The organism is Cupriavidus sp. GW822-FHT03E04 (assembly GCF_058801495.1).
The window spans coordinates 150199-164364 of sequence record NZ_JBXANI010000022.1 but is presented as its reverse complement, the minus strand read 5'-3'; the positions used below and the strand labels follow the sequence as shown (position 1 = coordinate 164364).

The following is a 14166-nucleotide window of genomic DNA, read 5'->3' as shown; positions in this document are numbered from 1 at the left end:
GCCGACGCAAAGAAGAGTGACCGGCAGCCCCCGCAGGGGGATGTCGTATGGCCCTTGGGTCCAAAAACCAACGCCGCTAAAAGAAACAACGACCAACCCCGCAGGGGGATCTTCGGCCGGCTTGGCCGATGCGAGCAGAGTCTCCACATTGACTCCGGTTTCTGTTCGAGAGCACGGAGGGTGCCCTAATTTTCGTCACCTTGAAAGGGGGCTAAGTGGTCATCAAGGCATGGTGAGCGATAGGGGCAGCGTCACCGCGTCGTTGCTGAACTGGCCGACGAAATAACCTCTTGACGCTTCTCACGGATGCACCAGCCGAGCTGGCCAGCCGATCCCATGCGCCATGGACCATCAGCAAGGTACCGGGCCGGTGTGATTGAGCTGGCGATAGGCAAATTGCAGACTCCAGGGCGCGTAAACGTAGTGCAGCGCTCGCCCCACGGCTGTGCAAGCGGCTTGCGGGCGGCCCTCATCGCGCACCTTATCGCCCAACTCCAGCGTGACAAGGACCAATAGCGCTGCCTTGACGTCGGAGTAACGGTCGCGTGGCAAGAGCCTGGCTGCAATGTTCTGGGCGATGTCCTGCTTTTGCGGCGGCAGGCTTGCCAGGGATGCGGTGGCCAGCGCACAGTATCCGCTGCCCTTCGAGGCAAGCTGCCACAACTGCCATTTTCTTGGGGAATTCATCTTCATCTTCATTTGAGAGTCCTTATGTCTTCAAGTCGTTGTCAGCGGGGGCGGCAGGGCAGACCGAACCGAAACCGGTTGACGCTACGGATACGAGAACGTAATCCTGCTCCGCGGGCTAACCGTGCCTGGCTTGATGGTCGGTTCGGTCTTCACATATTTTGCAGCCAGGGGAATGTTGAGGTTGCCCCGCCGACGCCGACGAGCGGCCGACATGCCATGGGTTGGTGTTTCCCTTCGCCGCCGAATCCGAACCGAGCCCCAGCGGCGTCGTTTCGCCCGAGCGGAACATTTGAATGCCCACGCCGGCAGCGGTGGAATTGCCGGCCAACGTCAGTGCATTGCTGGTATTGGCCGGATTCGAGGCGTCCGTGAGTGTCGCGTATAGCCCCACATTGCCATCGCAATTCACTCCAATGGAGAAGGGTGCCGATGCATCCGACACCGCGCCGACCGCCTTCAGGCTATGTGATAGCAAGGTGGGCAACACGATGGCATTGGTCGCTCCGGATGTCACCTTGCATCCACGCGTCGTTACCTTGATCGTCCCTGGGACTGAAAGATGGATGCTATTTCCGGTGCGCCGCTTACCGTCTGCATCCCGCGGCCTTACGACGGCCACAGCCTGAAGCGGAATGGTGCAAATGTCGGCGACAAGGCGTTCTGAAGCAACTAGGATATCGAGATTGCAGGTCGTTTAGAATAGGACGAGTACTAAAATGCGTGCCGTCGACGAGGATACGCTTCGTCGTTGGCGTATCGAGGGCAGATCGATGCCGCGGTCGGGCAAGGCGCGCTCGATCGATGGGTTCTCAAGTGACTGTTTCAAAATGAAGCGAAGCGGTTCTGGCTACTGGCTAGGCGCGCGGCCGCAGACAGCACAAGTGGATCGGCCAAGGCCGCGCGACGACGCCGGAGTCTTTTTGAAATGGCCTCTAATACGGTGGCCCAGCGAACTGGGGCAAGAGCCGGCCAGGAAATGCATCCGAGGCCCATTGCGGCAGCCTGGAAGAGCGCTGGCGCATGCGGTCGTTTTCCCAGGACAGAATCAGGCGCGAACGCAGAGCGGAGTTGTCCAGCGCAAAGGTCCTGTCTGCAATCTCGAAGGCGGGAGCGAAATTGGCAAGGCTTCGGGCGTGGCGGCGCCTTACATCTCCGGGGGCACCCAGTGACCTCCCGCAGCCGTTGCTCCGCGCGCCGATTTGTGCAATCGCAGTCCCTTGCCACCGGATCCACCTGACGCTGTTGATGCGGCAGGAGTCCTTCGTGGCTTGGCGAGAAGGACGGAGTTCAGGAAGTCGATCACGATCGACACGTTAGAATCCCACTTTGTTTTTCCTACGCAGCGGAGTCCACGTGCTGGCTGAACAGCGGCAAAAATTCATCCTCGACCAGCTCGCCGCCAGCGGCGCGCTGGCCATCAGCGAGCTGGTCACCGAGCTGGATGTCTCGCGCGAGACCATCCGGCGCGACCTCAACGCGTTGGCGGCGCGCGGCCTGCTGATTCTCACGCACGGTGGCGCGCTCACGCCCGAGCGGGCCGAGCCGGACACCCAGATCCGCGCTGCGGTCAATGCCGAGGGCAAGCGCGCCATCGGCATGCGCGCGGCGGAGCTGGTGCCCGATGGCGCCTCGCTGATCATCGACTACGGCACTACCACCCACACCGTGGCGCAGGCGCTGCATGGCCATCACAACCTGCTGGTCTATACCAATGACTTCGCCATCGCGCTGCTGCTGGGGCGGCGCAACGGCAATCGGGTGGTGATGCTCGGTGGCGAGCTGCAGGACAACGAGGACGCCACCCACGGCTGGGACACCATCGAGCAACTGTCGCGCTACCACACGGACTTTGCCTTTATCGGCACCGGCGGCATTACCGCCGACGGTCAGATGAGCGATTTCTCGCGTGCTGCCGCCGAGTTGCGCAGCTGCATGCTGCAAGCGGCGAGCGTGGCCTGCGTGGTGGCGGACCACACCAAGTTTGGCCGTAATGCCGGGGTGCTGGTGAAGCATTTCGAGAAGGCGTCTTACGTGATTTCCGATATGGCGCCTGAGCCCGAGCTGGCCGCTGCGCTCAAGGAGCGCGGGCCGGTGTTGCGCATCGCCTGAGGGCGGCAAAGGCGGGTTCAGCCGAGGCTGGGCGCAAAAGCCAGGGCTGTCGTTTTCAACGCGTCCAGCGCGATAGGGGCATGGGGAAAGCACCTGCGGCGGCGGCGCCCCGCGATGTCATAGTCAATGCCATGGCCATCCACGCCAAGCACGCGTACGCCGTCCGGCGCGGCGAGAGACAGCGCTTGCACGATCCCGGCCTCAATGCCTGGCGGCACCTGCGGCAAGGCATCCCACGCCGATTGCCCGATCCAGCCCATCCGGCCGACGCCGGCGATAAATCGTATAGCGCTCGGGCGGATGCGGAAGAACTGGAAATCCAGCGCCAGCAATGGCTCGGTAGCCGGCGCATAGCGCAGGTAACGCGCCAGCTCGTCGGCATTCGGCTCGATGCAGGCCGCATCGCCCGCCAGCGTCAGGCGCGGGGCGTTCTGCACGTCCGCGGCGCCGGGCTGCAGCACCGACAGGCTCACTCTCGCATCGGCAAGGAGGTTTCGCGTGTGCTCGGCCAGTGTGCTGACGCAGATCACGGGCGCGCTGGCCGCGTCGGTCACGAACGGCACCACGGTGGCGTAGGGGTAGCCGGGCAGGGCGCAAGCGTGCGTGGCCAGGGTGCCGTAGGCCGCTTCGTGGAGCAGGCTGACAACTTGATCGATCGGGACTTCCACGTTCTTTGCCCCCTTGTCTGTGCGCGATCCGAGCATTGTACGGCGTGCTCGGGTCTGCCTTCGAGGCCGCCAGCCTCTGCTTGGTGGTCGCTGATCGCACAGAAATACAAGCAGGCGGCCTTTATATGTCTGCTGGTCAAAGGGGTTGTGCCTGTCTTGCCGCCCACCTCAAATGCTAAGCTTCGCCCTTGGCGATACATTCAACCCCAATCTTGAATGTATTGACATGACCCGGCGGCCGTTGCCGCATTGCCGCCGGGCTCGCCGCAGTTGCGCCGCCCCGGACCATCCGGGCAGCGCCGTGGCATCCCTCGGCACGCCTGCCGGACAGGTATCCGCGGCGGCCGTCTTCTGCCAAGCACCAGCACATCGAAACAAAGAGACACTTGTGACATCTGCCTCCCTTGAAACATTCCTGGCCGGCGTTGCCCGGCGCGACCCCGACCAGCCCGAATTCCTCCAGGCCGTGAAGGAAGTCATGATGACGCTCTGGCCCTTCGTCGAGCAGCATCCGCGCTACGGCGAACAGGCCTTGCTGGAGCGGCTGGTGGAACCCGAGCGCGTGATCCAGTTCCGCGTGGCATGGACCGACGACCGCGGCCAGGTGCAGGTCAACCGGGGCTTCCGCGTGCAGCACAGCTCCGCCATCGGCCCCTACAAGGGCGGTATGCGCCTGCATCCCACGGTCAATCTCTCGGTATTGAAGTTCCTGGGCTTCGAGCAGACGCTGAAGAATGCGCTGACCACGCTGCCCATGGGCGGCGGCAAGGGCGGCTCGGACTTCGATCCCAAGGGCAAGTCCGACGGCGAGGTGATGCGCTTTTGCCAGGCCCTGATGACCGAGCTCTACCGCCACCTCGGCCCGGACACCGACGTGCCCGCCGGCGACATCGGCGTGGGCGCGCGGGAAGTCGGTTTCATGGCCGGCATGATGAAAAAGCTGTCCAACAGCTCCGCCAGCGTCTTCACCGGCAAGGGCATGGCCTTCGGGGGCAGCCTGATGCGGCCCGAAGCCACCGGCTACGGCACGGTGTATTTCGCGCAGGAGATGCTGCACCGCCGGGGGCGCGATTTCAGCGGCCTGCGCGTGCTGCTGTCCGGCTCGGGCAACGTGGCCCAGTATGCCGCCGAGAAAGCGATCGAACTGGGCGCCAAGGTGCTCACGGTCTCTGACTCCGGTGGCGTGCTGCATTACCCCAAGGGCATGAACAGCGAACAATTGACGGCCTTGATGGCTTTCAAGAACGAGGCGCGCGGCCGCCTGGGGGATTTCGCCGCCGAGCAGGACCTGCACTTCGAAGCCGGCCGCACGCCCTGGCACGTGCCGGCGGACGTGGCGCTGCCGTGCGCCACGCAAAACGAGCTGGACGGCGATGACGCCGAACGCTTGCTGGCCAACGGCGTGTTCTGCGTGGCCGAAGGCGCCAACATGCCTTCCACGCTGGACGCCGTGGACCGCTTCCTGGCCGCGCGCATCCTCTACGCGCCGGGCAAGGCCAGCAATGCCGGCGGTGTCGCCACCTCGGGGCTGGAAATGTCGCAGAACGCCATGCGCATGTCCTGGCACCATGCCGAGGTCGACGAGAAGCTGCACGCGATCATGAAGGACATCCACGGCAACTGCATCCACTACGGCCAGAAGGCCGACGGGTTCATCAACTACGTCGAGGGTGCGAACGTGGCCGGGTTTGTGAAGGTTGCGGACGCGATGTTGGCGCAGGGCGTGGTTTGATAGCGGGCTCATAGCGGGCCCAGGCACGTTGGCCGGCACCTTGGTTTTCTGACCAGGCCGCCGGCGGCATAGCAGCATAGCGGGAGGGCGGCGACGCCATCCCGCTATTTTTTTAAGCATTTGTCGGCCACGAAGCTGTCGGGCGTTGTTTGCCGTCGACACTCCGGCGATTGCGTGGGAGTACCGGATAGCAGATATGGAGATTGTGTCAGATCCCCTCGTTAGAGGGGTGTTAATTCTCCGGCCCGCGCGGGTGCCCGATTTGCGGGAAAGCGCCTTGCCGCGCGCCAATATTCTGTAATACAAGTCCGCTGAAAATCCCTGCGGCGGCCCCAATCTTGCCCGTCTGTCATATGTACGAGCGCCATGTCCATCGCATAGACTACCGGCTTAAAACATAAAAACAGCGGTGAATCGGGTGTCTTCCAACCAATTCCACTTCATCTCAGGCTTACCCCGGTCAGGGTCAACCTTACTGTCCGCGCTACTGCTGCAGAATCCCCGGTTCCACGCCGGGATGACGAGTCCGGTGGGGACGCTGTTCAATGCCGTGCTGGCGCAATGCAGTGCCGGCAGCGAATTCGGGCCCGTGATCGCCCAGGACCAGCGCCGCCGGCTGCTGCGTGGCCTGTTCGATAGCTATTACGCGGACAAGGCCGGCAAAGGCGTGGTGTTCGACACCAATCGCAACTGGTGCGCACGCATGCCCGCGCTGCAGGATCTGTTTCCCAATGCCAAGGTGATTGCCTGCGTGCGCAATGTCGCCTGGGTCATGGACAGCCTTGAGCGTTTGTATCGCGCCAATCCGTATGAAAACACCAAGCTGTTTTCCGATGACGCCGAACGCAGTACCGTCTATAGCCGGGTCGATACCCTGGCGCAGCGCAATCGCCTGGTTGGCTTTGCGTGGGCCGCGCTCAAGGAAGCCTATTACGGCGAGAACGCCGGTTCCCTGCTGCTGGTCGACTACGACTTGCTCAGCCAGGCGCCCGACAAGGTAATGCGCCTGGTTTATGACTTTATCGGCGAGCCGTGGTTTGCGCACGATTTCAATAACGTGCAATACGACGCGCCAGAGTTCGATCAGGCGTTGGGCGTGTCCGGCTTGCACCAGGTGAAATCCAAGGTGGCAAAGCAAGCACGGCGCAGCATCCTGCCGCCGGACCTGTTCGAGAAGTACGCTGCGCTGTCGTTCTGGGAGGACGGCAGCAAAAGCGCGGCCAATGTCATCCGCGCAAAGCTCGAATAGCGCAACTAGCACGATTGGCGCGTTTAGTTCGACGAACAAGGGCTGGCACTCGCTGGCCGATTGCAGAAAACCGACCAGAAAATTGCAGCCCGCCGCGCGCCTCCTGAGCCGTGCCCGGCGCGGATGCGCGAGGAGAGCGATATGTGGTGGACCCGGAAGCAGAAGGTAGAGGGCGCGGTTGCAATCCCGGCCCGGCCCGCAAAGCGGTCCAGCCCGCTCTCCTCGTCGCTGATCATGGCGCTGGAGCCCCGCATCATGTTCGACGGCGCCGCTGTCGCCACGGCGGCCGCGGCGGCCCACCCGGCAGCGGATAGCCATGGCACGCCGGCGGACAGCCACGCAGCGGATAGCCACCCCACGGATAGCCATGTGGCACCGGCCGCAGCGCCAGCCACTGCCCAGCCTGCGGACGCCGCCGGCCATGCTCCCGCGCCGGCCGAAGCCGGTGCCCCGTCCTCGCCGGCTCCGGCGCCGTCCGGGCACAACGTGCTGTTCGTGGATAGCCGGGTGGAGGACAGCGCGAGCCTGCTGGCCGGTGTCGCGCCCGGCACGGAAATCGTCTACCTGAACCGCAACGCGGACGGCCTGGCCCAGATGGCCGATTACCTGTCGGCCCACCCTGGCGCCAAGTCCGTCCAGATCATCGCGCACGGCGAGGCTGGCGACCTGTGGCTTGGCAATACCTACCTGTCCGGCGACAACGTTGGCAACTACGCCAGCAGCCTGGCCAGGATCGGCAGCGGCATCCAGAGCGGTGGCGACATCCTGATCTATGCCTGCAGTACCGCGCAAGGCGCGGCCGGCCTGTCGTTCGTCGACTCGCTGGCGGCGCTGACGGGCCGCGATATTGCCGCCTCGGACAACCGCACCGGCGCGGGCAGCGACTGGAACCTGGAAATCACCACCGGCCAGATCGAAGCCACCTCGGTGCTGTCGGCCAGCGCGGAATCCGCCTATGCGCACGACCTGGCGCTGATCACCGTGACGAGCACCGCAGATGCCGGTGCCGGTACTTTGCGCAGCGCGATCGCCTCGGCGCAGGCGGGTGACACCATCACCTTCAGCACCAGCATGACGATCAACCTGTCGACCATCACGTCGGGCAATTCGCTGCTGGTGATCAACAAGAACCTCACCATCGATGGCGACATCAATCACGATGGCGTTGCCGATGTCACGCTCGATGGGCACTACAACGGCCGTGTGCTGGAAATCACCTCCGGCTCAACCGTCGGGCTGGAGGGGCTGGTAATCGAGCATGGTCTGGTTTCTGGGACGGGCGGGGCCGGCGGGGTGGCCGCAACCGCCGCGAAAGGTGGTGGCATCTACAACGCCGGGACGCTGACTCTGACGGATGTCACCGTCACGGCCAATGCGGCTGCCGGTGGCGGCGGTGGCGGTGGTGTGGCCGCCCCCTATGTCGGCGGCGCTGTTGGTGGCGGCGGCGGCGGCGGTGGCGGCATGTCCGGCGTTGGCGGTGGAGCGGGGGGCGCGGCTGGCTTCGGAACAGGTGTCTATGCCGGTACGTCAGGCCATACCGGCGTTGGCGGGAACGGCGGCGGTTACAACCCGAGCTACATGGGAGGCCATGGCGGCGCTACCACTGGCGGTGCGGGGGGCATCGGCGCTGCAAACTATTCGAGCGGCGGCAACGGCGGGACTGCCAACAATGGCACCATCTCGATCGGCGGCGGCGGCGGCGGCAGCGGCTGGGATGCCACCGGCGCCGCCGGTGGCGGCGCGGCGGGCGGCATCTTCAACGCGACGGGCGCAACCCTCAACGTGGTTGGCAACTCGATCATCAGCAACAACCTGGGCGCAGGCGGCGGCGGTGGCGGCGGGGGCGGCTTGGGCGGGAGCGCCTCAAACGGCGGTGCCGGTGGCCTGGGCGTGGGCGCCATATGGAACCAGGGCACCGTGCACGTCACGGCTTCGGCCTATGCGGCGATAACCGGCAACGCGGGCGGAAGCGGGGCGGGTGGCCCGGCACTCGGCGGAGGGCTTACCGGTATCAGCCCAACGGCCGTTGGCAAGATCTACAACGACACCGGCGGTATTCTCGACAAGACCTACATCCCGAACGCCGCACCCATCGCCACCACGAGCGGCGGCACGACCGCATTCACCGAAGGCAACAACGTTGCCGGCACGCCGGTGGTGGTCGATGGCGGCGTCACGTTCAGCGATGTGGACAACACCACGTTCGCCAGCGGCAAGGTGGCGATTACCGGCAATTTCCACAGCGGCGAAGACGTGCTGGCCTTTACCAGCAACCCCGCCACCATGGGCAATATCTCGGCGAGCTACAACAGCGCGACCGGGGTGATGACCCTGACCTCGTCCGGTGCGACCGCCACGACGGCCCAGTGGCAAGCGGCGCTGCGCTCGGTCACGTACACCGATAGCTCGGACACGCCGAACACCAGCAACCGCACCATCACCTTTACCGTCAATGACGGCACGTCCGATAGCAATGCCGCGGCCAAGACGGTCAGTGTTGCCGCGGTCGACGACACGCCCATTGCAACGGCCAGCGGCGGCACCACCGCGTTCACCGAGGGCAACAACGTCACCAGCACGCCGGTTGCCATCGATGGCGGCTTCACGGTCAGCGATGCGGACAACACCACGCTCGCCAGCGCTACCGTTGCCATTACCGGCAACTTCCACGGCGGTGAAGACGTGCTGGCCTTCACCAACAACCCCGCCACCATGGGCAATATCTCGGCGAGCTACAACAGCGCGACCGGGGTGATGACCCTGACCTCGTTCGGTGCGACCGCCACGACGGCCCAGTGGCAAGCGGCGCTGCGCTCGGTCACGTACACCGATAGCTCGGACACGCCGAACACCAGCAACCGCACCATCAGCTTCACCGTCAACGACGGCACGGCCGATAGCAATACGGTCACCAAGACGGTCAGCGTTGCCGCGGTCGACGATACGCCGGTGGCGACCACCAGCGGTGGCACCACCGCGTTCACCGAGGGCAACAACGTCGCGAGCACGCCGGTTGCCATCGACAGCGGATTGACGCTCAGCGACCTGGACAACACCACGCTCGCCAGCGCCACCGTGTCGATTACCGGCAATTTCCATGCCGCCGAGGATGTGCTGGCGTTCACCAACGACGGCGCCACCATGGGCAATATCACGGCGAGCTATAACCTCGGGACCGGGGTGATGACCTTGACGTCGTCCGGCGCGAGCGCCACGACGGCACAGTGGCAAGCGGCGCTACGATCCGTCACGTACACGGATACGTCGGACCTGCCGAATACCAGCAACCGCACGATCAGCTTTACCGTCAATGACGGCACGGCCAATGGCAATACGGCGACCAAGGTCGTTACCGTCGCGGCTGTCGACGACTCGCCCATTGCCACTGGTTCCGGCGGTACCACCGCGTTCACCGAAGGCAACAACGTTGCCAGCACGCCGGTTGTGATCGATAGCGGCATGACGCTGAGCGACCTGGACAACACCACGCTCGCCAGCGGCAGGGTGGCGATTACCGGCAACTTCCACATCGGCGAAGATGTACTGGCGTTTATCAATACCAGCGCGAGCACCTACGGCAATATCACGGCGAGCTACAACAGCGCGACCGGGGTGATGACCCTGACCTCGTCCGGTGCGACCGCCACGCTTGCTCAATGGCAATCGGCGCTGAGCGCCGTGACCTACGTCGATGCCTCGGACACGCCGAACACCAGCAGCCGCACCATCAGCTTCACCGTCAATGACGGCACGGCGGATAGCAATACGGTCACCAAGACGGTCAGCGTGACCGCGGTTGACGACACGCCCATTGCAACGGCCAGCGGCGGCACCACCGCGTTCACCGAGGGCAACAACGTCACCAGCACGCCGGTTGCCATCGATGGCGGCTTCACGGTCAGCGATGTGGACAACACCACGCTCGCCAGCGCTACCGTTGCCATTACCGGCAACTTCCACGGCGGTGAAGACGTGCTGGCCTTCACCAACAACCCCGCCACCATGGGCAATATCTCGGCGAGCTACAACAGTGCGACCGGGGTGATGACCCTGACCTCGTCGGGCGCGAGCGCCACGACGGCGCAGTGGCAAGCGGCGCTGCGCTCGGTCACCTATACCGATAGCTCGGACACGCCGAACACCAGCAACCGCACCATCAGCTTCACCGTCAACGACGGCACGGCCGATAGCAATACGGTCACCAAGACGGTCAGCGTTACCGCGGTCGACGATACGCCGGTGGCTACCACCAGCGGTGGCACCACCGCGTTCACCGAGGGCAACAACGTCGCGAGCACGCCGGTTGCCATCGACAGCGGATTGACGCTCAGCGACCTGGACAACACCACGCTCGCCAGCGCCACCGTGTCGATTACCGGCAATTTCCATGCCGCCGAGGATGTGCTGGCGTTCACCAACGACGGCGCCACCATGGGCAATATCACGGCGAGCTACAACCTGGGGACCGGGGTGATGACCTTGACGTCGTCCGGCGCGAGCGCCACGACGGCACAGTGGCAAGCGGCGCTGCGATCCGTCACGTACACGGATACGTCGGACCTGCCGAATGCCAGCAACCGCACCATCAGCTTCACGGTCAACGATGGCACGACCGACAGTGCCGCCGCCACCAAGCTTGTCAGCGTGGATGCCGTCAATGACACCCCGGTCAACGCCGTTCCAGCGGCCCAGAGTGTCGATCAGAACAGCGCGCTGACATTCAGCGCCGGCAACGGCAACCTGATCTCGGTCAGCGATCTCGATTCCGGCGGCGGCGTCGAACAAGTGACACTGACGGCAGCCCACGGCGTGGTCACGCTCTCCGGCACGTCGGGCCTGAGCTTTCTGACCGGCTCCGGTGTGGGTGACGCCACCATGACATTCACGGGGACACTGGCGGACATCAACGCCGCGCTAAATGGCCTTGTCTATACGCCTACGCCTGGTTATCACGGCGCAGGCAGCATCCAGATCACCACGAACGACCAAGGGCTGACGGGTTCCGGCGGCGCCAAGACGGCTACCGATACGATCGCGATCACCGTCAACAGCATCAATCCCGTCGTCACCAACGTCGATGCCCTCACCGCCAATGGCACTTACAAGGTTGGCGATACGGTCAGCGTGGTGGTGACGTTCGACCAGGCGGTGACCGTCGACACCACGGGCGGCACGCCGACCCTGCTGCTGGAAACCGGCGCGGTGGACCGCAATGCCACCTACATCTCGGGCTCCGGCACCAATACGCTCACGTTCCGCTATACCGTGCAGGCCGGCGACAGCAGCGCCGATCTCGATGTGGCATCGTCAGCCGCGCTGGCGTTGAACGGCGGCGTGATTACCAACACCAGCAGCGATGCCGCGGTACTGACCCTGCCCGCCGTGGGCGGCGCCCATTCGATGGGTGGCCAGCATGACATCGTGGTCGATGGCATTGCACCGACCGTGGCCACCGTCAGCGTGCCGGCCAACGGCACCTATGCTACCGGCCAGAGCCTCGATTTCACCGTCAACTACAGCGAGGCCGTGGTGGTCGACACCACCGGCGGCACACCGCGCATCGCCGTGACGCTGGACACTGGCGGCACGGTCTACGCCAGCTACGTGTCCGGCTCCGGCACCAGCGCCCTGACATTCCGCCTGACCGTGGCGAGCGGCCAGCTCGACAGCAATGGCGTGGCCGTTGCCTCCGCGCTGGATCTCCACGGCGGCACGGTGCGCGATGTCGCGGGCAACGATGCGGTGACCGCGCTGAACAGTGTGGCTTCCACCACCGGGGTACTGGTCGATGCGGTGGCGCCGTCGGCGGTAGCGGTCATCGCCGCGGACCCCACGCCGACCGCGGGCAACGCCGTCCACTTCACGGTGACCTTCAGCGAGAACGTCACCGGCGTGGATGTGAGCGATTTCGTCTTGTCGGGCACCGGCACGGCCACTGGCCAGGTTGCCTCGGTGACGCAGGTCGATGGGCATACCTATAGCGTGGTGGTGAACAACGTGACCGGCGACGGCCAGCTGGGCCTGGACCTGAAGGCCAGCGGCACCGGCATTGCCGATGTGGCAGGCAACGCCATTGCCGGCGGCCTGGCCGGCCAGCGCTACGTGGTCGACCACACCGCCCCGGTGGTGCTCGGCGTGAGCGCGCCGGCCGGTGGCGACTACAACGCTGGCAAGGTGCTTGATTTCACGGTGAGCCTGTCCGAGAACACGGTGATCGATACCACCAGGGGCACGCCGCGCCTGGCGCTCGATGTCGGTGGCCAGACGGTCTACGCCGATTACGTGTCCGGGAGCGGGACCACCGCGCTGACCTTCCGCTACATCGTTGCGGCTGGCCAGAACGACGCCAATGGCATCACCGTGACCGCCTTGCAGGCCAACGGTGGCACGATGCGCGACAGCGCGGGCAATGCGATCGATGTGTCCCTGCACGGCGTGGCGGATACGCGTGCCGTGACGGTGGACACCACGCCGCCCACGGCTGTGGGCATTACGCGCGTGGATGCATCGCCCACCTCGGGCCGGGCAGTGAGCTATACCGTGACGTTCGCCGAAGGCGTCACCGGCGTGGATGCGGCCGACTTCGTGCTGACCCGGACCGGCTCCGCAACGGGCGCCATCAGCAGCGTCACCCAGGTCGACGCGCGGACCTATACCGTGCTTGTCACCGGTCTCGGCGGCTCGGGGCAGATTGGCCTGACGCTCAATGCAAGCGTCACGGGCATTGCCGATGGCGCGGGCAATGCGCTCGCTGCAGGCGCGAGCGGCGATCCGTACGAGGTGCGCTCGACGGTCCATCTGACGACGCAACCCGCGCCAGCTCCGGCGCCCGTGCCGGGGCCGGCACCGCTGGCGCCAGCCCCGTCGGCGCCTCTGATCACGCTGACCGCGCTTGACTCGGCGCCTGGCGTCGACGCGCCGACGCTCAACCCGGCCGGCAACGGCACCGGCTTCAGTGCCGACGCCGTTGGCCGGAACCCGTTCAATGCGGATCCGCTTTCAGCGGGCAGCCTGAGCTATGCGCTGCAGGCGCCGGAAGGGCGCATGAATCTGGTCGACGTTGGTGGCGCCGGCAGCATTGGCCTGCAAGCCATGCCGGAGATCGGCAGTTTCTCGGCACGGGCGGGCGAGGCGGTCAGCATCGCGCTGCCGGCGTCCCTGTTCCGCGCGAGCGACCGCGAAGCCACGGTGACGGTGGAAGTGCGCCTGGCCAACGGGCGCCCGCTGCCGCCGTGGCTCAAGTTCGATCCGGTGACCGGCACGCTGGCCGGCAAGCCGCCGCAAGGCATGAACCAGCAACTCCAGATCGAAGTCACCGCACGGGACAGCAAGGGCAATCGCGCCAGCAGCCACCTGGACCTGAACGTGAAAGCGTCGGCCGACTCGCGTGCGGGCCTGGAGCACGCCGACACGCTCGCACAGGGCGACGGCAGCCATGCCGATCCGTTGGCCGGCCTCCTGCAAGCCGCCACGGCGCAGCCAGCCGGCAAGCCGGCGCTGGCGGTGCAGTTCGATCAGTTTGGCCGGCCCGCGCAACAGGCCGCCAATGCGGCGTTGCTGCGCCACCTGCAAATGAGCCGGCAGCCGCAAGCGCCAGCACCAGCACCAGCACAACCGGAGCGGGCCTAGGCCGATAGCGAATCACGCCATGAATCCATATAAAACGCAGCAACCCCGGAAAGAGGAAAATCCGTTGTCGAACGCTATCTCTCGCCTTG

The 14166-nt window shown here is 65.1% G+C and carries 7 protein-coding genes; 4 read left to right on the top strand and 3 right to left on the bottom strand.

All coding sequences use genetic code 11. From position 1 onward, the window contains the following. Positions 1 to 351: 351 nt before the first annotated feature. Together AC1RQC_RS28965 and AC1RQC_RS28960 are read right to left on the bottom strand one after the other, a co-directional pair. Positions 352 to 687, bottom strand: coding sequence for a hypothetical protein (locus AC1RQC_RS28965; RefSeq protein ID WP_492885373.1), 336 nt, complete (start codon positions 685 to 687; stop codon positions 352 to 354). 118 nt (positions 688 to 805) lie between these two features. Then, a complete protein-coding gene (locus AC1RQC_RS28960; protein ID WP_492885371.1) occupies positions 806 to 1309 on the bottom strand; it encodes a fimbrial protein in 504 nt (167 codons plus the stop codon). Between the two features lie 734 nt (positions 1310 to 2043). On the opposite strand from AC1RQC_RS28960, the gene AC1RQC_RS28955 reads away from it, so the two are divergent. Next, a complete protein-coding gene (locus AC1RQC_RS28955) occupies positions 2044 to 2799 on the top strand; it encodes a DeoR/GlpR family DNA-binding transcription regulator (RefSeq protein ID WP_492885369.1) in 756 nt (251 codons plus the stop codon). Between the two features lie 17 nt (positions 2800 to 2816). Here the strand turns inward: AC1RQC_RS28955 and AC1RQC_RS28950 are convergent, their stop codons facing one another. Next, positions 2817 to 3467, bottom strand: a complete 651-nt coding sequence (locus tag AC1RQC_RS28950; protein ID WP_492885367.1) for a HugZ family pyridoxamine 5'-phosphate oxidase — start codon at positions 3465 to 3467, stop codon at positions 2817 to 2819. 388 nt (positions 3468 to 3855) lie between these two features. Between AC1RQC_RS28950 and gdhA the strand changes: the two genes are divergently transcribed. The 3 genes from gdhA to AC1RQC_RS28935 all read left to right on the top strand — a co-directional run bounded on the left by gdhA (position 3856) and on the right by AC1RQC_RS28935 (position 14077). Continuing rightward, the gene (gene gdhA / locus AC1RQC_RS28945; protein WP_416050706.1) at positions 3856 to 5199 is read left to right on the top strand and encodes an NADP-specific glutamate dehydrogenase; all 1344 of its coding nucleotides are present in this window, start codon (positions 3856 to 3858) and stop codon (positions 5197 to 5199) included. A 409-nt stretch (positions 5200 to 5608) separates the two neighbouring features. Continuing rightward, positions 5609 to 6448 carry a sulfotransferase family protein gene (locus tag AC1RQC_RS28940; protein ID WP_492387181.1) on the top strand — a complete coding sequence of 280 codons (840 nt, stop codon included), beginning with the start codon at positions 5609 to 5611 and terminating at the stop codon, positions 6446 to 6448. Between the two features lie 141 nt (positions 6449 to 6589). Beyond that, on the top strand, positions 6590 to 14077 hold the full coding sequence (locus tag AC1RQC_RS28935; protein ID WP_492885365.1) for a DUF4347 domain-containing protein: 7488 nt from the start codon (positions 6590 to 6592) through the stop codon (positions 14075 to 14077). Positions 14078 to 14166 lie beyond the last annotated feature (89 nt).